Consider the following 21,189-nt stretch of genomic DNA (forward strand, 5'->3'; position numbering starts at 1 on the left):
CCGATGCTCGCATCCATCATCGCCTCGGGGCTCGCGGTCGGCGCCGTCTATGCGCTGATCGGCATCACCTACAACACGATGTTCGCCACCTCCCGCGTGATGAGCTTCACCGCCGGCCAGCTCGGCATGCTCGGCGGCGTCTTCGGGTCCATGTTCATGCTGCGCCTGGGCGTGCCGATGCTGCCGGCCCTGGCGCTGACCCTCGCCTGCTGCGCCCTGATCGGCGTGGTGACGGAGATCGTCGCCGTCCGGCCCGTGCTCAAGAGCCTCGAACAGCACCTCTATGTGCTGACCACGCTCGCGGTCGCGCTGCTGATCCAGCACACCACGGCGATGGAATGGAGCACCGAGCCACAGCCCTTCCCGCGCCTGTTCAACATCGGCACCGGCGTCTGGGACGAGAAGTACTGGCTGCCGGTCGCGGCCTGCATCGCGACCATCGTCGGGCTGGAATACCTCTATCGCCGCACGCTGGTGGGGCGCGCCTTCGTCGCCATCGCCGAGGACAATTTCGCAGCGCGCGCCCTCGGCCTGCCGGAGCGAAACCTGCGCATGGCGAGCTACGCGCTCGCCGGGGCCATCGGCGCGCTGGCGGGCTTCGCAGGCGGGCAACTGCTGCTCGCCTTCTTCGCCAATGGCCCGCTGCTGAACTTCTATGGCTTCATCCCCGTGGCGTTGGGCGGCCTCGGCAACAACCGCGGCGCGGTGATCGGCGGCTTCGTCCTCGGTCTCTTCCAGCAGGCGGCGAACTTCATGGTCGGCGGCATCTTCTCCTCGGTCGCCGTGTTCACGCTGTTCATCATCGTCCTCCTCGCCGCGCCGCAGGGCATGTTCGGCGCGCAGGCGGCGCGGAGGGTCTGATGGACGCGATGACCGGAACCGCGCCCGCCCGGACTGGCAGCGCGCCGAAGGTGGCGGGGCCGCTCTCGCCGCTCTGGCCCTTCCTGCTGCTGCTCGCCATCGGGCTCGCCATGCCGCTGACGGGCAACGCCTATTGGGGGCTGATCGCCACCCGCATGGCGATCTACTGGGTGCTGGTGGCGGGGTTGAACCTCATCGTCGGCTATGCCGGCCAGCTCGCCATCGGCTACGTCGCGCTGCTCACGATCGGTGCCTACACCACCAGCGTGCTCGCCGCCGGCAATGTCTTCACGCCGCTGCCGGCCTTCGCCGCGCTGAGCGTCGCGGGCCTTGCCGGTGCGGTGGCTGGCGTGGTGGTCGGCCTGCCGGCGCTGCGCCTGCGCACCTTCTACTTCGCCATGACGACGCTGGGCTTCGCGACCATCGTCACGCAGATAACGCTCGCCTGGCAGGACGTGACGGGGGGCGGCATCGGCATCACCGGGCCCGAAATGCCCGCGCCCTTCGATACCACCTGGGGCCTCCTCTATTTCTGCCTCGGCTTCGCGGCGGTGTGCACTTGGCTGACGGCCAACATCGCGCGCAGCCGTTACGGTCGTGCCCTGGTCGCGGTGCGCGACGCGGAAGTGGCGGCCGAGGCCTCGGGCATCCGCAAGCCGCGGCTCCTAGTGCTGGTCTTCATCCTCGCTGGCGCGCTGGCGGCGATGGCGGGCGGCCTGTTCGCCACCCTGCAGACCTACATCACGCCGGATGCCTTCACCTTCGACCTGTCGCTGCTATTCTTCATCGCCATCCTGATTGGTGGCCGCGGCTCGATACTCGGTCCGCTGCTCGGCACGGTGATCCTGACCCTGCTGCCCGAGATCGCCGCCCCGCTCGCCGCCTGGTCCACCTTCCTCTATGCAGTGCTGCTGCTGGTCATCGTGCTCGCCATGCCGGGCGGCATCGCGGCGCTGATCGACCCGCGCAGCCGGCGCAAGCTGCCGGAGAACCGGGTGATCGCCCCGCGGACTGAAGCGCTCGATGCGCTGCTCGGCCATCGGAAGGTGCCCGAACCGATGCGCCTGCGCGGCATCGTGCTTGCCTTCGGCGGGGTGCGTGCGATCGACGGCGTGGACCTCGACGTGCAGCCGGGCCAGGTGCATGGGCTGATCGGCCCGAACGGGAGCGGCAAGACCACCACCCTGAACGTCATCTCCGGCTACTACCGGCCCGAGGCCGGCACGATGGCGATCGGCGCGCAGCCGCTGCCCGCCGGCGATCCGGAGGGCCGGGCGGGGCTGCGCATCGCCCGCACCTTCCAGACGCCCAGGCTGATCGGCGAGGCCTCGGTGCTCGAGAACGTCATGATCGGCGGCACCATCGACGGCAGCGCGAGCTTCGGCGAGGCACTGCTCGCCCTGCCGCGCCAGCGGCGCGACGAGCGCGACCTCGAATCCCGCGCCCGCCTCGCGCTGGAGGCGGTGGGTCTTGCCGACCTCGCCGCCGCGCGCGCCGACCGGCTGCAGCACAGCGAGCTGCGCTTCATGGAAATCGCCCGCGCGCTAATGCTCCGTCCGTCCTTCCTGATGCTGGACGAGCCCGCGGCGGGCCTCTCGACCGAGGAAATCCGCCGCCTCGGCGCGCTGATCCGCGGCATCAGCCGGCATGGGACGGGGGTGCTGCTCGTCGAGCACCACGCCGACCTGATCTTCGACATCTGCGACCAGGTGACCGTGCTGAACCTCGGCAAGGTCCTCGCAGCGGGAACGCCGGCCGAGATCCGCGTGCACAAGGAGGTCGTCAGTGCCTATCTCGGCGCCTGAGCGGAGCCTTCTCGAGGTCGGGGGCCTCGAGGCCGGCTACGGCAAGATCGCCGTACTGCACGGCGTGGACCTGCGCATCGGCGCGGGCGAGGTGGTCGCGCTGCTCGGCCCCAACGGCGCCGGCAAGACGACCCTGCTGCGCGCCATCTCGGGGCTGCTGCCGGTCACCGCCGGCAGCGTCTCCTTCGACGGGCAGGACCTGTCGCGCGCAAGCCCGCGGGAGGCCGCGCGCGCCGGGCTGGTGCACGTCATCGAGGGGCATCGCGTCTTCACGCAGATCTCGGTCGCGGACAACCTGCTGCTCGCCGGCTACGACCTGCCACGCGGGGAGCGCGCCGCGCGCATCGAGGAAGCGTTGTCCTTCTTCCCCGAGATCGCGGCCAAGCGCCACGACCGTGGCGGTGCACTGAGCGGCGGGCAGCAGCAGATGCTCGCAGTGGCGCAGGGCCTGGTCCGCCGTCCCCGGCTGCTGATGCTGGACGAACCTTCCGCCGGCCTTTCGCCGGTGCTGGTGGACCGCGTGCTCGGCGTCGTCAGCGAATTGCGCGCGAAGGGCACCTCGGTTCTGCTGGTGGAGCAACTCATCGAGAAAACCCTGGCCGTCTCCGACCGCGTCTATGCCCTGGCGCAAGGTCGCATCGTGCTCGAGGCCGGCGCCAGGGAGGACGACCTGCCGCACCGGCTCGAACGCGCCTATTTCGGCGAGGACGTGCCGACGGCGTTGCATGCCTGAACGTCAGCCGATCGGAGATATGCCCTGATGCCGTCGTTCAGCCGGCGCTCTACCATGCCCGCGGAGCCATGCCTGGCGTGGCTCCTGCAAGACATCGTCCGCATCGGACCGCAACCAGGGTCCGACCTGATACGGCGACCCCACGCTTTCCGTGATGCAACCCTGGATCACCGAGGACAGCAGCATGCTCAAGCGACGTGAACTCCTTCCTCTTTCCGCGGCGCTGCTCGCCGCGCCGCGCCTCGCGGCCGCACAGGGCCAGCGTTCGCTGCGCTTCGTGCCACAGGCGGACCTCGCCATCCTTGACCCCATCGCGACGCCGGCCTTCGTCACGCGCGCCCATGCCCTGATGGTGTTCGACACGCTCTATGGCTGGGATGCCGATTTCGTCTCCCGCCCGCAGATGGCGGAAGGCCATGTCGTCGAGAATGACGGCAAGCTGTGGCGCATCACGCTGCGCGAAGGGCTGCGCTTCCACGACGGCGAGCCGGTGCGCGCACGCGACGTGGTCGCGAGCCTCAACCGCTGGGGCAAGCGCGACACCTACGCCTACGACCTGATGGACGTGCTCGAGGACATGCGCGCGGAGTCCGACCGCGTGGTGACGCTGCGCCTGCGCAGGCCGTTCCCCACGCTGCCGGACCTGCTTGGCAAGCCGGGCACCAACATCCCGTGCATCATGCCCGAGCGGCTCGCCAGCACCGACCCGATGCGCCCGCTGACCGAGATGGTCGGAAGCGGCCCCTTTCGCTTCGTCGCGAATGAGCGGGTGCCCGGCGCGCGCAATGTCTACACGCGCTTCGAGGGCTATGTGCCGCGGCCGAGCGGTACGCCGAGCTTCCTTGCGGGCCCGAAGGTGGCGCATCTCGACCGCGTCGAATGGCGCACCATGCCGGACGCCGCCACCGCCGCCGCGGCACTGCAGTCGGGTGAGGTGGACTGGTGGGAACAGCCCCTGCCCGATCTGCTGCCGGTGCTGCGCCGGCACCGCGACGTGCGCGTGTCGATCCAGGACGAGTCCGGCTTCATCGCCTTCCTGCGCCTCAACCACGTGCAACCGCCCTTCAACAACCCGGCGATCCGCCGCGCGATCTTCGCGGCTCTCGACCAAGCGGAGGTGATGCGCGCGGTTGCCGGCGAAGACCGCGCCATGTGGCGCGACAATATCGGCTTCATCACGCCGGGGCCGATGGCGAGCGATGCCGGCATGCAGGCGCTGACGAGCCCGCGCAGCCTCGACGAGGCGAAGCGGCAGCTCCAGGCCGCGGGTTATCGCGGGGAACGGGTCGTCTTCATGGCGCCGACCGATTTCGCCGCCATCAACGCCATGAGCCTCGTGACCGGCGACCTGCTGCGCCGCATCGGCTTCAACGTCGACTACCAGGCCCTCGACTGGGGCACGCTGGCGCAGCGCTGGAACAGCCGCCAGCCTGTCGAGCAGGGCGGCTGGAGCGCCTTCTGCACCTTCACTACCGCCGCCGCCACCACGACGCCCGCGGACAACAAGTTCATCCGCGGCATCGGCGAGCGCGGCCTGATGGGTTGGCCGGACAGCACCGAGATCGAGCGCCATCGCACCGCCTTCCTCGACGCCACGGATCTCGCGGCGCAGCGCGCCGCCTGCGCGGCGCTCCAGGAAGCCGCCTTCCGCGAAGTGCCCTATGTGCCGCTTGGCATCTTCCTGCAGCCGACGGCCTACCGGCGGGACGTGCTCGACATCCCGAAGGGCTTCCCGCTGTTCTTCAACGTCCGGAGAGGGTGATGGCGGCGGGGGACCTCGCCTTCCTCTCCGCCACCGAGATGGCTGCCGCGCTGCGGGCGCGGCAGGTCTCGGCCGTCGAGTTGCTTGATCTGCACCTCGCGCGCATCGACCGCTTCAACCCCTCGGTCAATGCGATCGTGGTCGAGGACCGGGAGGGCGCGCGGCGCCGCGCCGCGGCGGCCGATGCGGCACTGGCGTGCGGCGAGGCGCTGGGTCCGCTGCACGGCGTGCCGATCACGGTGAAGGAGGCCTTCGACGTCGAGGGCCTTCCCACCACTTGGGGCGACCCGGCGCTGCGCGGCAACATCGCCGCGCGCACGGCACCATCGGTCCAGTCGCTGCTCGATGCCGGGGCGGTGCTGATCGGCAAGAGTAACGTGCCCTACCTGCTGTCCGACTGGCAGACCTTCAACGCCATCCACGGCACCACACGGAATCCGTGGGACCCTGGCGCGACACCGGGTGGATCCTCGGGCGGGGCGGCGGCGGCGCTGGCGGTCGGGATGTCGGCGCTGGAACTCGGCAGCGACATCGGGGCGTCCATCCGCAACCCGGCGCATTACTGCGGGGTGTTCGGCCACAAGCCCAGCTTCGGCGTGGTGCCGCAGGCGGGGCACGGCATTCCCATCGCGCGCACGCCGCTCGACGTTCTGGTGTGCGGCCCGCTGGCGCGCAGCGCGGAGGATCTCGTGCTCGCCATGGACCTCCTCGCTGCGCCGGAGCCGCAGGATGCACCCGGATGGCAGGCCCGCCTGCCGCGACCGGCGCAGACACGCCTGAGCGATTTCCGCGTGGGCGTGTTGCTCGGTTCGCCGGTCTGCGCGGTGGACGACACGGTCGTCGCCTGCCTGGAGAACGCGATCGCCGCCATCGCGACCGCAGGAGCGCGGGTGGATCGCTCGGCACGGCTGGAATGGGACCTGGCTGCCTTCCACGACACCTATCTGCGCGTCCTGCGCGGGGCGACGGGTGCCCTTCTGCCGGAGGCGGACCATGCGGCGCTCGAGCAGGATGTCATTGCCCTCGGCCCGCAGGATGGCAGCTACCGCGCGCGCGTGGCGCGCGCGGCGACGCAGTCCCATCGCGCTTGGTTCCAGGCCAGCGAGGAACGCCAACGCGTCCGCGACGCCTTCGCGCGGCTGTTCGAGACCGTCGATGTCCTGCTGTGCCCGGTGGCAGCCTCGGCTGCCTTTCCGCATGACCAGGACAGGCCGCGCTGGGCGAGGACCATCACCGTCAATGGACGGCAGGAGGATTACAACGACCAGCTCTTCTGGGCTGGCATCGCCAGCCTGCCGAACCTGCCGGCGACGGTGGTGCCTGCCGGGCGCACGCCGGCCGGCCTCCCGGTGGGGCTGCAGATCGTCGGGCCCTATCTGCAGGACCATCGCACCATCGCGTTCGGCAGGCTCGTCAGCGAGGTGATCGGCGGCTTCGTGCCGCCGCCGGGCTACGCATGACCCGCCGGAGCCTGATCGCCAACGGGATCGTGCAGAGCTACCTGCGCTTCGGTTCGCCGGACCTGCCGGCGCTGGTGCTGCTGCCGGGCATCACCAGCCCGGCCCAGACCTGGGCCTTCGTGGGCGAGCGGCTCGGTGCCCGCTATGACACCGTCATTCCGGATCTGCGCGGGCGCGGCTTCAGCGAAGCGGGGCCGCATCTTGCCTACGACCTCGACAGCTACGCGGCGGATATCGAGGCGCTGGTCGGCGCCATCGGCCTCTCCGCGCCGGTCCTGATGGGCCATTCCATGGGGGCGCGCGTTGCCATTCGCCTGGCCCGGCGCGGCCACGTCGCCTTCAACCGCGCGGTGCTGATCGACCCGCCAATGAGCGGGCCGGGCCGCCGGCCGTATCCCACGGGCCTGGCGTGGTTCCTCGACTCCCTCGACCTCGCGCGGACCAGCACCGACCCGGCCGTGCTGCGGGACTTCGTGCCCGGCTGGTCGGACGAGCACCTGCGCACGCGCCTGGAATGGCTGCGCCGCTGCGACCGCGACGCGGTGATCGCGAGCCACGAGGGCTTCCACGCGGAGGACATCCACGCCGACCTGCCGCATCTCGCACTGCCGACGTTGCTGATGGTGGCGGGCCGCGGGGGCGTCGTCTCGGACGCGGACCTAGCGGAGATCGCGGTCCTGAACCCGCAGATCGAGATGAGTAGGGTGGCGAACGCCGGCCACATGATCCCGTGGGAGGACGAGGTGGGGTTTTTCCGGGCCCTGGAGGCGTTCGTCTGAGCACGGCGCCGGAATTACCGGCACGGGCAGGCCTGCCCTGCGACCTTGGGCGGCACAGACAGAGACGGATTTAGTTTCGCCCGTCGGTAATCCTGCATCCGGCGCTTGCGCGACTAGTGACGACGCACGAGGTCCACCCCAAGGAGGGCACCTGGATTGTCCCCGCAGTATCCGGGGGCACGCGGCGCCACAAAGCGGATGCTGAGCGGATTGGCGTCGCGTTCCTTTCAAGCGACACCGGCGCGACACTGGAGGAGATTCGTGCGGCAATCATTGCTCGAGGCTAGCGGGCCACCGTCGCCTCTACTCACGGCCACCTGACCAGTACAACCATCTGCAGGGCGATCAGTGCAGCATACAGCAGTGTACTCGGGGGAACGCGCTTATCCCTACTGCCACGGGCGACCAACGACAGCCCGTCTTGACCCCGACCTTCCGAAGACCTCCGTAGGCCAGTGACGGCTGGAAGCGGTGCCAAATGTGCGCGGGCTTTCCGAATTCGTTCCGGGCGGGCCCGCCCGAAGCCTAGACCAGCATGCACTCCGAGTACGCCTCTTCACCAATTACAGATTTCACGATGTCCGCGAGGTGGGCATGATGGGTGAAGAAGAGGACCTGCGTCTTCCGGGCGAGGTCTGCGAGCACCTGGAAACCGGCCCGGGCCCGGTCATCATCGAAGTTTACGAATAGGTCGTCGGCGATGAACGGCAACCGAATACCTGCATCGATTGTCTGTTCGATCGAGGCCAATCGCAGCGCGAGAAAGAGCTGGTCGGTGGTGCCCTCGCTCATGGCGTCGACTTCGACCGCGCCCGTGCCGTCCTGGGTCAGTCCCAGCAGGCGGGGCGATGACCCGTCGAGTTCCACGTCCAGGCCCCCGTAACGCCCCAGCGTCAGCGTCGAGAAGATCTTACTGGCGCGGGCCACCAGGGGGTTCTGATGGCGCTCGCGGTACCGTTCGATAGCCCACCGCAGGACCAGAGCCTGGGTCCGCTTGAGGACGTACGCCTCGGCCAGCGTCGCCATCTCCGCACGTGCCTGCTCGGCGTCGAATGCCGCGTCTGGAGCCCTGGTCGACCCCTTCTCCAACTCCTCAAACGTTCGCTTTGCCGTGGCATAAGCCTCGGCAGCCTCAGTGACACGTGCATTCAGGTCGGTGACCTGGCGCCCAATCATTTCCGCCTGGGCGGTCAAGGCGTCAGGATCGGCCTGCATGACCAACTCGACGAGTTCATCGAGCGCTTTGCCATCACCATTACGGATAATCGCGTCCTCGGCGCGCGCCAGATCGTCCCGCTTCTCGCGCAGTTGCCGGGATCTCTCGATGGCCACGGACAGCTCTGATGGATCGCGACAGCCGGTCTGCTCCAAGACTGGTGCCAGCCGGTCCATGGCCACCTCATATGCCGCCCTCGACTCGTCGATCTCCTTTTGACGCTTCGAGCGGTCCTGGTGGTGGGCGGCAACCACCTCCGCGGTCGCCCGGGCTCTCGCCAAGCGTTCCCTCAGCCGCTTCACAACCTCCGCATCGGGGACGTTGACGTCGTCCCCCAGGCGCTTGCCCACCTCCTGAACAGCCCTATTGAACCGATCAGCTTCCTCGGTGATCCCGCGAATGCGCTCATCCAGACCGGCGATGGCTTGTTCAGCCTGTCGGACAGCGTCCAACGCCGAAAGGCGGGCATTCGCCGCATCGATGTCGAGCGCCATGCCCGTTCCTGCCAAGAGGGCGTTCCAGGCCTTCATGCGTGGTTCGAGCTTCGCAGTAATCGAAGTCTTGTGCCGGCTCAGCGAGACAAGCTCCTCCCTGACCTCGATCAGGCTCCGACGGTCCCTACTTTGCCGCTCTCGGCGCTCCGTTACCTCGGCAAGGGAGCGTTGGGCACGCCGGAGTACGCCGGCAACCTCCGCCTCGCCTTCGCCGGCTGTCTCGCCGATCGCGTGGCGCAACGCTGCTGCGGCTGTGGCGCGCCTCTCCTCGAGGTGACTGGCCTCTTCCTCGGCCCTATCAAGGGCATCCTGGGCAGAGATGGCTGCATCCCGGAGGGCCAGCCAACCCGTGATCTGGACCGGATCCAGATCTGGGAGGCCGAGCGACTGCAGCCTGGGCCTCCACGTCTCCTGTTCGGCCGTCAGTCGATCCGCGGCGGCTTTACCATTCCGCCTTGCCTGCTCGATCTCCTCCTCGAGCCTAGCGCGATCCGCCTCGAGGCTCACCAAGCGGGCCGACCCCTCAGCGAAGGTAAAACGGCGGTCCGCCACTTCGTCGGCGTCCTTGACGGCTGCCTCATAGGCCTCCGCCTGCCCCGCTCCATCCGCCAGGACGCGCTGTCCAAGGAGATGCGCGCGTATCGGCGCCCAGTGTGCCGCCCTGGCCTCCCGGCTAGCGGTCAGTTCCTGCGGCGAGATAGCCACGCCGCGGCCGACGGCACCAATCTCAAGGGTCAGGCGCTTGACCTCACCCTCCAGCCGTCGAACGTTTTCCTCCTCGCGAGAAACCATCTCCTTCTCGCGATCCCAGGCCCGTTTAGCCCGCTCGATCTCCTCGGCGCTTGGCACCGCGAGGCACGCAAGGTCCTCGATGCCGCCAAGCCACGGCTTCAGCTTGGCCAGGGCCTTTTGCAGATCAGCGGCCGCCCGTGTTGCGGCGCGCCTGGCTGCGTCGCACCTGTCGTCCACGTCAGCTCCCAACCGCCGGGCAGCATCGACGGCGTCTGCCAACGAGCGTGGATCTTCGTCCTGCTGCTCCTCGGCCAACCGTGCCTCGAGCGCATTGCGGCGCGTTTCGAGCTGGTCCTGCTGCGAAGTGAACGCCTGCAGGGCTGCGGCATCCTGCGCATGTTCGGCGGCGAGCTTTCGCAGGCTCTCCACCGTCTCCGCGGAGAGGATTATGCCCGCCTCTGCGCCAGCCTTCGCCCTAAGGCCTTCCAGCGTCCTGCGGTCCACTTGGCGCTGAGCCCGCAGACCGACTAAGTCGTGCAGCGCCTTGGTTACCGCGCCCGAGACGTTCACCAGATCCTCGATGGCCTGGGCCTCGTCCAGCACCGCTGGATCGGGCTGCTGTGCCCGGACCTTCTCCTCAATCTCATTGAGAAGGCGCTCGGCAATCTGCCGGTTCCGGGTCGCCTTGTCGGCCTCCTCTATGGCAGCCGTCGCCGCTGCTTCGGTTGCAGGCGTCAACTCGACGAAATCGCCGGCATTCTGGATCTCCAGCAGCAGCGCCTGCCTAATCCGCACATCCCCGGCTACGCGCCGAATTCTCCCAATCTTCTGACTTTCGGCGAGAAGCTTATCCCGCTCCCTCTCGAGATCCTTAAGGCGCTTCCAGGCCTCTTCCTGGGCGTCCCGGGCATCCTTCCATTCCTTGGGCTTCAGGCTCGCTTCCTTGACAGCCTGCTGCGCAGCCTCGAGAGCGCGGCTCGCCTGGGTGTACGCACGAGAAGCGCGGGCGCGCGGTCCCCAAATCTCATCGGCTTCAGCCTCCAGAGCCTTCAGCCGATCGGATATGCCGACCAACCCGGAACCAGCGGCGAACAAGGCTTGGCCGACATCATCCTTCGCTGCGACCATTGCCGCGCCGCCCTTCCGCAGCGCGTCCTGATCCAGGCTGAATGAAAGCTGGAACGTATCGCGCGTCTGCCCCTTGAGCATGGCCAACAAGAGGCTTTCCGAGATTGGATTCTCGTTCGCGTCGATAAGGCTGTTGCTGTTGGTCTTCCGGCGACGGAATTCGAACTTGGTCCCATCCGCTTCGACCACCGCGCCGATCCTGAGCAAGCGGTAGTCGAAGCGGAAGTTGTAAGGCGAGCGAGCAGGGAAGCCGAATAGAAGATCGGCTACAGCCGATCGCGAAGTCGACTTTCCGGCTTCGTTCCCGCCTTTGATGACATGGAGGTCCGGTGACCTGGCTGGAAATTGGAGTTCGCAGCCATCAAAGCGGCCGTACTTCTCCAGACTCAGCCTGACGAAGCGCATCTCACCCCTCCGCCGCCAAGCGTGTCCGAAGTGCAGACGCTGCGGCGCTAATGACCTGGGGCCAAGCGCCCTTCTCTACGGAATGACGGAATTCGTCGTCATCGCTGGCCTCACCCAGGGACGACTTCACCGCGGAGAGAAACACCGCCAGATCCGTCCGTAGTTCGTTCGCCAACTCCTCGCTGGTCACCGCCTCATCGATCAGGGAAACCAGATCCCCGGGAAGGTGCTCACTCGCACGGGTTTCCGGCTCCCTGAGCCTGACCTGTACCTTCTCAATCCAGAGCTCGGGCGAGATGGCTACCGCAGCAGCCATGGCCTCATCCCTAAGGGACATGGCGCTCTCTCGCAGCCCTGCCGCATGCTCAGTGGTGCCCGTGAGCACCAGACGAGCGATCATCGGGCGCCCATTCGAACCCGTATCACGGGCATGCGCGAGGCGTTCGCGCATGCGGGAAAGCACCACCTCTCGATCGGCGCCCGTGCAATCGACCTCGACCGACGCCCAGCGAATGGCGTCGACCTCTATCCGATTGATGGAGACGACCTCGCGATCGACGACGTCGACGATGACCGCACCCTTGGCTCCGGTCTCCCGGACGTTCCTGCCCTGGATGTTCCCGGGGAAGACCACGTGGGGATCGGAGGCCACGATCTCGAAGCTATGGACATGTCCAAGCGCCCAATAGTCGTAGCGCTTGGCCCGTAGATCCCTAACATCGCAGGGGGCGTAGGAGGCGTGCCCTTCCCGGCCGGACAGGGAGGTGTGCAGCACGCCGATGTTGAAGTGACCAACGCGAGTCTCGGGAAATGCAACGACCATGTTCTCGGTCACGGCCTGCTTCTCGAAGCTCTGGCCATGCAAGGCGACCCCGAGATGCTCGATGATATGGGTTTGCGGCTTCCTGTGCCCGAACTGGTGCACGTTGCCCGGCAATCGGACACTCTTGGTAATCACCGAAGCGGCGTCGTGATTGCCGAACAGGAGGTAAACGAGGATGCCTGCCCGTTCGAGCGTCCCCATGGCACGGGCGAAATACAGTCCGGTGCCCATGTCCTTCCAGTCGCCGTCGAACATGTCCCCTGCGATCACCACGAAGTCGACCTTCTCATCGATCGCGTGGTTGATCAGGTTGTCGAAACTTGCCCTCGTGGCACCCCGGATCTCCTCCGTCGGCAATCCTTCATAGCGAGCGAGCCCATGCAATGGGCTATCGAGATGGATGTCGGCGGCGTGCAGAAATCGAAAACTTGCCAAGAGCCTTCCCCCGAATGACAGGCGTCCCTTTTGATTCCGAAAATAATTTGTTCTATTACTGGATTACGCTGTCAAGCCACGCTCATGTCCCCTTGGGCGAACCGGAACTTGGTGGCAATCGACTTATCGCGTTCGATAAAGCTCACCGGTACGGAGGTTATTGAGAAGCCCCTTATTGGCGGCAGGCACATTTTTGTTATGGCGTCGCGGGCCTTCGTCGTGGCTCCGATCCGCCACTGCGCGGTGACCCGACCGTATGCCTGTTCTGCAACCTCGACCGACTACCGCTCGGCGGCCCACCTGCCAGCGATGTTGTAGTCGCAGGCTGCACCTCGCCTTGTATCCTCAGGTGGTAATCTTGCGCGTACTCGAGCAATCGCCGCGTGCGCGCCCGCCGTATCCACTCCATGGACCTGGGGAACGCGCTTTCCGAGATCGAGGCCGACGGTGCTGACTCCCGTGGCGAACGGCTCATCTCTTCTGGCGTCACCAGCGACGACCAGTTCCCAGCACTCGATGCCGCGCAGCAGGGGCTGTCCAGCCCATCAACTTCACCCACCGCCGTCGCGTAACGGTCGACAGCTCCCGCAACGATATAGAACGTCTCAGGCAGCCTCCGCCGATTGTCAGCCTCCTGCAGCCACGCCCCAGTTCCGCAAAGTCAACGCTGGGATCCCACCCTTCTTCAGCTAGTTTAACATTTGGTCTCTCCCATAGGCCTTGCCCATCTCACCGGCGTCGTGGGCGCTGACGCTGCCGAACAGCACGGCCATCATCTGCGGGAAAGCATCGTGGAACAGGTCGCCGCCAAGCTGGACGAGTCGCTCGATGTCGTCCGGCAGCAGCGCATCCGGCCGCGCCGGCATGGACGCGCGGTAGCGGATCGAGCGCCGCTCGCCGACCACCTCCAGCGAGCCGACGCGGAGATGCCCGTTCTTCCGATTGAACAGACGAATCAGCTCGTCCACCCGGCTCTCCAGCGCGCGGATCGGCGCGTAGACGTAGACCGAGAGAAACCCGATCTCCTCTTCCACATCGACGAAGACCTCGAAGGTCTGATCGCCGATGTTGTAGTCGAAGGCGATGGAATACTCGCCGTCTGGCCTGTCGATCTCGCGGACGCCGCGGATCTCCTCCCGCGCCACCCAGGCATCAACAACATCCTTCAGGGCCTTTCCGGCCATGGCCTGTCCTCCATTGTCAGTGGTTGGGCGCGTCGCGCGGGCGTGCGTCGTCGCCTGGCGGCGCGTTCTCGCGGCCTGCGCGTGCGTCGCCAACGGCGACGTGGTCAGCCTTACCGCCTAATGACAGCTCGCTCGTCGAGCGCGCTCATGACGCGTTGCAGCGCCTCGGCACGCCCGATCCGCTCGACGGCGGCAAACTCCGCCACGAACCGATCGAGAGCGCGCTCGAAGACCTGCCGTTCGCTCCAGCTCTGCTCACCGTCCTGCGGGCCCCGATGAACGTCGCGGAGGATTTCCGCGATCCGCATCGGATCACCGCTCTTGATGCGCGCCGCATAATCCTGCGCGCGCCGGGCCCAGGGCGCGCGGCTGCGGCGCGGTGGCCGCCGCAGCACGTCGAAGGCCTCCTGCATCGCCGCCGGCGTCGTCAGCGGGCGGAGCGTCACCGCGGCACGGGCCAGCGGCACCGCCAGGGAGCCGCCCTCCCCTTCCGCGGCCAGGATCAGCGCGGGCACGTCCTGCTCGTCCACGCGCAGGGTCTGTGTGGCCGCCACCGCGAAGACGCCGCGCGCGGGATGGACGACCACGCTGCCGACCGCGAAGGGATTGGCCGGCTTGCGGCGAGCCCGTGAACGGACAGTCGAATTGCTTGCTGCGCGGGCGCGAGAGACATCGGTCATGCCATCCTCCTAAGGTGTGGGTTTGTGTTGCCGGCCGTGGTCACAGGCTGTCGAGCAGTTGCCCGCGCGCCGTCACGGCGCGCACCCGGTGATTCGGAAACCGGCGCTTCACGTCCTGCAGATGGAAGGCAACCTGACCGTCATCCCCGCCCGGCAGGGTCATGACGTCTTCCCAGGTGTCGTGCATCAGGACCTGGAGCCTGATCAGTCCTTGATCCATTCCTTGCTTCCTTCTCTTCGCTTATTCTGCCGTCGCCCTGCGTCAGGATCGGACGCAGGGCGTTACACGGCGCGTGCCCGCGCGGCGCGCGCGAGCAGTTGTTCCGCGATATCCGGCAGATCGACGGGCCAGTAGGTGCGCGGCCGCGGATGCCGTGCCCCGAGTTCCTCGAGCGGCCGGCAGGCGAGGATCGGCATCCGCCACCGGACCGGCACGGCCTCGACGCCATGGGCCACGCCGAGCAGCGCGCCGCAGATCGCGGCATTCGTGTCGGCGTCGCCACCCAGGCCCACAGTCTCGATCAGCGCGGTCGCCAGGTCTGGCGCATGCCACAGCCGGTGGAACGCGTTGCGAAGCGCATGCAGCACCCAGCCGGAACTGGAGAGGGCATCCACCAGCCCGACGCCCTGCCGAGCCTCCCGCAGCACGACCAGGACCGGCGCGTCCGCAGCCGCCGCTGTCTCGGCGGCCTCCTGCATCGCCGCGCGGTCATCGCCAGCGATCGCCACATGGATCGCCGCCGCGAAGGCCGCGCAGGCCGCGACACAGGACGGATGCGGGTGGCTGAGCCGGGAATCCGCCGCCGCCGCCATCGCCGCTTCCTCCGCATCCTTCGCCCAGAGGCCGATCGGCGCGACGCGCATCAGCGACCCGTTCGCTTGGCTGTCCCGGCTCGCCGCACGACGCGCGGCCGCGGCCTTGCCGGATTCCGCAACCGCCGCGGCAAGAAGCGCTTGGCGCGTGGTGTGCCCCATGTCGAAGGGTGCAGAGTTCGCCCAGGCGCCGTAGGCGGCGGCGACGGCCTCCTCGTCCCATGCCTCGCTGGCCACCAGGGTCCGGGCGAGGGAAAGGGCGAGTTCCCCGTCATCCGTCGGCTGGCCGGCGAGGATGTTCCACACGCCGCCATCCGCCAGGTCGCGCACGCCCTCCGGGTGCCTGCGGGCAATCGCCTGCGGCGTGGCGAACTCCACTTGGCCGCCGAGCGAGTCCCCTGCGATCAGCCCGAACAGGCAGCCCGTCGCACGGTCGAGCCGATGGTCGGCCGCCATGCGCGGCGTCGGCGGCAGGCCGAAGCCCGGCAGCGACCTGCCACGGAACACCTCGTTCCAGTTGCGCCGGACCAAGGCCGCGGCCGCCTCCGGCGCCCCGCCGAAGCAGAAGGCGACGCGGCTGGCGCCGTGCTCCGTGTAGCGCACCTCCTCCCCCGTCTGGTCGAGCAGCACCCCGCCGGCGCCGCGCAGCAGCGCGTGGCCGCCGGCGTAATCCCAGCCGCAGGGCCCGTTCAGCGAGACGGCAGCGACCCCATCGCCGCAAGCCGCCCGCGCGAGGCGGTAGGCGATGGACGGCAGGGCAACGAACCGCCCCGGCGCGACGAGTTCCGCGTTCTGCACCGGCTTGCCGGCCGCCGCGTGGCTGACGAAGACGATGGCGCCGGGATCGAGGCGCCGCTCCGCCGCCGCCGCCGGCAGCAGGCGGCCGTTGCGCAGGACGCCCTCCATCCCGTGCGCCCAGGCGATGGTGTCCGGCCCGCGATCGGGCGGCAGCGGCGCGTGGACGACACCGAGCACCGGCTCGCCGCGATGCAGCAGCGCGACCGAGATGGCGGTGCCGCGGTGGCCGTCGAGATAGGCGGTGGTGCCGTCATGCGGATCGACGAGCCAGCAGTAACCGCCGATGCTGCCGGGCAAGGTCTCGGTCTCCTCGCAGACCCAGCGCGCGGCGAAGAGCGCCGTGAGGTCGCGCTGCAGGTCGCGGGCGATGGTGTCGTCGATGTCGGCGTGATCGCCGCGGCCGCGCGGGCCGCCGGGGCGGGTAAACTCTGCCGCCAGCGCGCGGCCGGCCTTCTCCACGGTGGCGATGATGGCGGTGAGATCGGGGAGCGTGGTCATGGCAATGCCCTTCCTGCGTCTGCTTGCCGCGCCGGCCGTTGCTGGCCCTCGGCGTCGTCTGCGGGCATCATGGTCTGCGACTATGCCGATACTCGTGGCCGTCGGTTTTTTTCGCCGACGCCCCTCGGCAAAAGGGCACAGCGCAGCGCATGACAGATCACCGCTCGGAACCGGCCTTTGTGGGTTTCTACTGGACACTGCCCGTCCCCCGCTTCGGCTTCACGAAATTGCCGGAATCGGCAGAGGAAGCCGCCGCGGAAAGCCGCACCATCCGGTATCAGCGCGAACTCGTCCGCCACTACGCCGTCGAGCGGTGCGGCGGGCGTATCGTCGGTGAGGTGCCCTGGATGGAGGAGAGGCCCGACCGCGGCGGGCACTTCGCGGAAGCCTATCTGGAAAAAGCCTACGCGATCTGCAGGGCCGAAGGCGCGACGCTTGTCTACGTCAATTTCGGCGAGCGCTACGGATGGCGCAAGCACATGGAACTGCACGCCCTGCTGAAGAATGCCCCGGTGGAATGCATCGCGCTCGCGCCCCGCGACATCGAGATTGACGGCGAGTGCTTCAATCCCGTGAAGCATTTCCAGGACTGGCGTGACCTGTTGGACCAACGCCGGCTGGCGCCGCACGAGAAAGAGGACTACGCCAAGCGCATCCTCGCGCTGATCGCGCCCTACCTGCCACCGGAGCGGTCCATCCCGGACTATACGGCAGCGGCCCGGTTCCTCGGCGAACACGATGCACGCACCACGACGGGAAAGCCGTGGTCGGCGGACTCCCTGCGCATGTTCCTCAAGAAGTATGCGCCGCCCGAAGTCGGATAGGTGTCCTCCCGCACCCGCCGAGATCATCGGTACAGGGCAAGCACATACGAGGACCGAGTGGCAGGCATCGCAACGCGCCGTCCCCTGGCCTTGAGCCGCGCCGGCGTTCCATCGCAGGCTTCCGCCGACCGCGTGGCCCTCAAGCGCCGCGCGTGGACCGGGGAAAGGAACGGCATGCCGGCACGCCAGGAGAAACTCGCGGACGGTCTCCGCATGGTCATGTCGCTTGCAGGCAGCCGCTACGGCAAGAGCATCCAGGACCTGATGGAGGAGTTCCAGGTTGGCCGGCGGACGGTGGAGCGTCGCCTCGAGGCCATCCGGGAGGTCTGCCACAACCTCGAGGAAGTGCCGACGGAGGCGCCGCCGAAGCGGTGGCGCATCCGGACCCATCGCCTGACCCATGCGCTCGGCCTGAAGGCCGAGGAGATCGCTGAAGTCGAAGCCGCCGCGCTGCGCTTGGAGGAGGAAGGCCTCAAGGGCCGCGCGGCCATCCTGCGCGATGTCGCCAACCGCCTGCGCGCGATGCTCGACGAGACATCGCTGCGCCGCGCGGAAAGCGACGTCGAAGCGCAACTCGCGAGCGAGGGCCTGGCCGCCCGGCCCGGTCCGCAGGTGGTCGTGGACGATGCCGTCCTGGCCGCGCTGCGCGGCGCGCTGCTGCATGGGCACCGCATCCGCATGCGCTACCGGCCGGCGAACGGGACGATGCGCGAGTATCTGCTCGAACCCTGTGGCCTGCTCTACGGCACCCGGCCCTATCTGCTCGCGGTGGTGCCGGGCAAGACGGATGCGGCGGTCTGGCGGCTCGACCGCATCGAGCGTGTGGAGGACACCGGCGAGGGCTTCGTGCCGCGCGAAGGCTTCGATGTCGCGACCCTGAGCGCGCAATCCTTCGGCGTCTGGCGGGAAGCACCGCACGATGTGGTGCTGCGCTTCTCCGCCGCTGCCGCGAAGGAGGCGGCCGGCTGGCGCTTCCATGCCAGCCAGGTCTGCGAGCCGCAGGTGGACGGCACGCTGGTAGTGCGCTTCCGCGCGGGCGGCCTGGATGAGATGGCGAACCACCTTGCGAGTTGGGGCGGCACGGTCGAGGTCCTGCAACCTGCCGTGCTGCGGCAGCGCCTGGCGGAGATGGGCCGCGCCCTGCTCGAGCGCCACGGGACGGACTGACCACGCCCCGCTCGGGCGGCACGTCCGATTCTGACGCACCCCTCCCCGATAACGATCCCACACCGGATCGAGGGGAAAAGTACATGAGCGCCATCGAGGAGATCATCCCGCTGCCCTGCACCGCGCTCTCGCTCGCGGCGCCGCATAGGAGCAGCCTCCCCCCGCCCCTCTGGGCGCTCTCGGCGGCGGAGCGGGCCATCGCCCTTCCGCGCCGCGCCGCCGAGCGCCGCAACCGTGCGCTGCAGCCGGTGCTCCGTCGCCCGCCGGCGCGTAACCCGGTCGCGGCGGATCGCCTCTTCCGGGCGGTCACGACGGCCCTCGGCTCCGACCCTGTGCCGGAGCGACTGCCGGGCGACCGCCACACCGCCCTGGAATGCCGCGCCTTCGGTCCTGCTGCGACACCCGGGCTCGATCCTGCTGGCCCGGAGGGGCTCTCGCTCCGCCGGCTGGTGGTGCTTGCCGGGAAGCATCTCGACTGGCGGTTCACCTCCACGGTGCTGCACGTCACCCATCACGCCGCGGTCCGCTTCGCCGAACGCAGCCGGCGCACGGCGCCCGAGGACTTGGCCGCCGCCGCGACGGAAGCCGCCGGCGTCGCCGATGCCGTGCTGCTCGGGCATCTCGACGGGCCGCTCGCTGAGCGCCTCGCCGGCGGCAGCGCCGCCATCCTGCTTCCGGCGGGACCGTCGAGCGCCGTCGCGTGCCAGCCGGCTTCCACGAGACTGTCCCGCCAGCCCAGCAGCAGGCGCGCCGTCGCGAAGGGATCAGTCGCGAAGGAGCGGTGCCAGAACCGCGCCGGTCCATCCGCCGCGGTCAGTTTCGCGCGCCACAGCGCGAGGCGCCGCACCGCCGGTACCGCCGAGGCGACGAGGCCGAGCGCCGTCTCCACCACGCGCATCAGCCCCGCGGGCCCGGTCACCATGCCGCCGGCCTGCGCCGCCGCCCCGTTGGTGGTCAGCGGCCAAGCGTAGGTATCGGCATCGAGGCCGAGCACGATCTCCATGGCAGTCCTTCCCGGCTTCGGCGGCGACGTGAGCGCACCGCAGTCTTGCGGAGAAGCTGGCACGCACTCTCCGCGTCGGTCCATCCGCGGTCCGGCGTTCAACCGTGACCCCGGTCACGCCGCAGGCGACGGCGTTCGCCGGCAATGGTGTCGGGGCAGGCGACGCCGAGGCGCAGCCGCGCCCCTGCCGCGGCGGGGGCCGCAAGGCTCGCCAGCCAGTCCTCGGCCCCGTCGCTGCGCCGCAGCGGCACCACCCGCAATCCGGCGGCGACTCGCCGGTCGCCCGTCACGCTGGCCCGGACGCCGGCGAAGCCCTCCGGCATGTGGCGCAGCATCTCGGCCACGGGGAGCTTGGCGCGGCAGAAGGCGAGTGCCTCGAGCTGTCCCACGCCGAGGTCCGCCTCATGGACCCAGGTGCTGGCCTCCATCACCGCCTCGGTCTCGCCGGCCACCGTTTCGAGCAGCCGTAGGAAGCCGAGGAAGGCACCGGGTCCGCCGCCCCGGCTGGCCGATCTCGCCGCCGCCGAGGCGGTTCCCCCGGCGCTGCCCCCAGGTCCGGCGGATCGCCTGCGCCGCGCCCTCGCCCTGCTGCGGGATGATCCGCCGCCCGAGCCTGCGGTGGGGCTAATCCGCCTACTCGACGAGCGGCGCCTCCTGCCGCCGGGACTGCGCGCCCTGCTCGACGCCCTGGAAGCGACGGGCACGCGCATCGTCGAGGAACCTGCGCCAGATGTCCCCGCAGCGGGCGACCTCGGCGCCGCGCAGGGCATGCTGCGCGGGCTGGGCGAGGCTCACGTCACGGGCGACGGGCGCTTCACACTGCTGGAGGCGGAAACCGAGACGGCAGCCGCGGACCTGGTGGCCGACCGTCTGCGGGCGGAGGCGCATCCGGATGACGTGGTGCTGCTCGCCACCCGCCCGACGACGGTGCTGGATGCGGCCCTGCGCCGGCGCCACCTGCCGCGGCTGGGCATGAGCGCGGCCTCGCCCCTGCGCGGCATCCTGCAGGCGCTGCCGCTCGGCCTCGCGACGCGCTGGTCGCCCTTCGACGCGCGCCGTATGCTGGAATTCCTGCAGCTGCCGCGCTGCCCTGTGCCGCGCGAGGTCCGGCGCGCCCTGACCGACTGCCTGCCTGAGACGCCGGGGCGCGGCGGCGCGACTTGGCGCGAGGCGATCGCCACCGGCCTGCGCAAGGCGGAAGAGCGCCTCGCCACCGAGGAACCCGACGCCGCGCGCCGCAAGGCACGGCGCGCCGCGGACGAGGACGCCGTCGCCACTTGGCTCGAGGGCGACCTCGCCGACCCGGACGAGGGCATGCCGACGGCAGACCTGCTGCGGCTTTGCACCACCCTGGCGCGCTGGGCCAGCGGCCTCGCGGCGATGGGCGATCCGCTTGCCGCCGAGCTCGCCGGGCATGCCGGCGCGCTGGCCGAGGCGGCGCGCGAGACCGGCCTCGCACGCCTGCCGCGCATCGACCTCGAGCGCATGCTCGACGCCGTGCTGGCCGAGGGCGCCCACGATCCCGCCCCGGCCGAGGACGCCGCCCCCTGGGGCAGCGCCGCGGCGCCCGGCGCCGTGTGGGGGCGCCC

At 69.1% G+C, this 21,189-nt stretch carries 18 protein-coding genes; 11 read left to right on the top strand and 7 right to left on the bottom strand.

Translation table 11 applies throughout. The annotated features are described in order from the left end of the window. Nucleotides 1–3: 3 nt before the first annotated feature. From HW578_RS02200 to HW578_RS02225, 6 genes are all read left to right on the top strand, one after another. On the top strand, nt 4–861 hold the full coding sequence (locus HW578_RS02200) for a branched-chain amino acid ABC transporter permease (RefSeq protein WP_198368895.1): 858 nt from the start codon (nt 4–6) through the stop codon (nt 859–861). Beyond that, nucleotides 861–2,666, top strand: coding sequence for a branched-chain amino acid ABC transporter ATP-binding protein/permease (locus HW578_RS02205; RefSeq protein ID WP_198368896.1), 1,806 nt, complete (start codon nt 861–863; stop codon nt 2,664–2,666). Before HW578_RS02200 ends, HW578_RS02205 begins: the two co-directional genes overlap by 1 nt. Continuing rightward, nucleotides 2,647–3,399 (top strand): ABC transporter ATP-binding protein, encoded by a 753-nt coding sequence (locus HW578_RS02210; protein ID WP_198368897.1) that lies wholly within the window; start codon nt 2,647–2,649, stop codon nt 3,397–3,399. The genes HW578_RS02205 and HW578_RS02210 overlap by 20 nt, the downstream gene beginning before the upstream one ends. 184 nt (nt 3,400–3,583) lie before the next feature. Continuing rightward, nucleotides 3,584–5,161: an ABC transporter substrate-binding protein gene (locus HW578_RS02215; protein ID WP_198368898.1), complete on the top strand. Its 1,578-nt coding sequence runs from the start codon at nt 3,584–3,586 to the stop codon at nt 5,159–5,161. After that, nucleotides 5,161–6,621: an amidase gene (locus HW578_RS02220; RefSeq protein ID WP_198368899.1), complete on the top strand. Its 1,461-nt coding sequence runs from the start codon at nt 5,161–5,163 to the stop codon at nt 6,619–6,621. The genes HW578_RS02215 and HW578_RS02220 overlap by 1 nt, the downstream gene beginning before the upstream one ends. Continuing rightward, complete coding sequence (locus tag HW578_RS02225) at nt 6,618–7,400, top strand: alpha/beta fold hydrolase (protein WP_198368900.1); 783 nt, start codon at nt 6,618–6,620, stop codon at nt 7,398–7,400. Before HW578_RS02220 ends, HW578_RS02225 begins: the two co-directional genes overlap by 4 nt. A 525-nt stretch (nt 7,401–7,925) precedes the next feature. Here the strand turns inward: HW578_RS02225 and HW578_RS02230 are convergent. Both HW578_RS02230 and HW578_RS02235 read right to left on the bottom strand, forming a co-directional pair. After that, nucleotides 7,926–11,375, bottom strand: a complete 3,450-nt coding sequence (locus HW578_RS02230; RefSeq protein WP_198368901.1) for an ATP-binding protein — start codon at nt 11,373–11,375, stop codon at nt 7,926–7,928. A 1-nt stretch (nt 11,376) separates the two neighbouring features. Continuing rightward, nucleotides 11,377–12,633, bottom strand: coding sequence for a metallophosphoesterase family protein (locus tag HW578_RS02235; RefSeq protein ID WP_198368902.1), 1,257 nt, complete (start codon nt 12,631–12,633; stop codon nt 11,377–11,379). A gap of 407 nt (nt 12,634–13,040) precedes the next feature. Here HW578_RS02235 and HW578_RS02240 point away from each other — a divergent pair, with 407 nt between their 5' ends. Further along, on the top strand, nt 13,041–13,205 hold the full coding sequence (locus tag HW578_RS02240; RefSeq protein ID WP_198368903.1) for a hypothetical protein: 165 nt from the start codon (nt 13,041–13,043) through the stop codon (nt 13,203–13,205). 117 nt (nt 13,206–13,322) lie between these two features. Here HW578_RS02240 and HW578_RS02245 read toward each other — a convergent pair whose 3' ends face one another. The 4 genes from HW578_RS02245 to HW578_RS02260 all read right to left on the bottom strand — a co-directional run bounded on the left by HW578_RS02245 (nt 13,323) and on the right by HW578_RS02260 (nt 16,606). Beyond that, on the bottom strand, nt 13,323–13,817 hold the full coding sequence (locus HW578_RS02245; protein WP_198368904.1) for a YbjN domain-containing protein: 495 nt from the start codon (nt 13,815–13,817) through the stop codon (nt 13,323–13,325). 110 nt (nt 13,818–13,927) lie between these two features. Continuing rightward, entirely contained in the window at nt 13,928–14,497 is a 570-nt protein-coding gene (locus HW578_RS02250; RefSeq protein ID WP_198368905.1) for a CarD family transcriptional regulator, read from the bottom strand. Nucleotides 14,498–14,537: 40 nt separating this feature from the next. Then, nucleotides 14,538–14,717, bottom strand: coding sequence for a hypothetical protein (locus HW578_RS02255; protein ID WP_198368906.1), 180 nt, complete (start codon nt 14,715–14,717; stop codon nt 14,538–14,540). A 62-nt stretch (nt 14,718–14,779) separates the two neighbouring features. Then, nucleotides 14,780–16,606, bottom strand: coding sequence for an inositol monophosphatase family protein (locus HW578_RS02260; RefSeq protein WP_198368907.1), 1,827 nt, complete (start codon nt 16,604–16,606; stop codon nt 14,780–14,782). A 149-nt stretch (nt 16,607–16,755) separates the two neighbouring features. On the opposite strand from HW578_RS02260, the gene HW578_RS02265 reads away from it, so the two are divergent. The 3 genes from HW578_RS02265 (at nt 16,756) to HW578_RS02275 (ending at nt 19,568) form a co-directional block, all read left to right on the top strand. After that, on the top strand, nt 16,756–17,430 hold the full coding sequence (locus HW578_RS02265) for a hypothetical protein (RefSeq protein ID WP_198368908.1): 675 nt from the start codon (nt 16,756–16,758) through the stop codon (nt 17,428–17,430). 174 nt (nt 17,431–17,604) lie between these two features. Beyond that, nucleotides 17,605–18,597, top strand: coding sequence for a helix-turn-helix transcriptional regulator (locus tag HW578_RS02270; protein ID WP_198368909.1), 993 nt, complete (start codon nt 17,605–17,607; stop codon nt 18,595–18,597). Nucleotides 18,598–18,680: 83 nt separating this feature from the next. Then, nucleotides 18,681–19,568, top strand: coding sequence for a hypothetical protein (locus HW578_RS02275; protein ID WP_198368910.1), 888 nt, complete (start codon nt 18,681–18,683; stop codon nt 19,566–19,568). A gap of 130 nt (nt 19,569–19,698) precedes the next feature. Here the strand turns inward: HW578_RS02275 and HW578_RS02280 are convergent, their stop codons facing one another. Further along, a complete protein-coding gene (locus HW578_RS02280; RefSeq protein WP_198368911.1) occupies nt 19,699–20,052 on the bottom strand; it encodes a hypothetical protein in 354 nt (117 codons plus the stop codon). 166 nt (nt 20,053–20,218) lie between these two features. Between HW578_RS02280 and HW578_RS02285 the strand changes: the two genes are divergently transcribed. After that, nucleotides 20,219–21,189: hypothetical protein (locus HW578_RS02285; RefSeq protein WP_456308258.1), on the top strand; the 971-nt coding region annotated here is incomplete at its 3' end.

The sequence above is a fragment of the Roseomonas rosulenta genome (assembly GCF_016106005.1).
Lineage (GTDB): Bacteria > Pseudomonadota > Alphaproteobacteria > Acetobacterales > Acetobacteraceae > Neoroseomonas > Neoroseomonas rosulenta.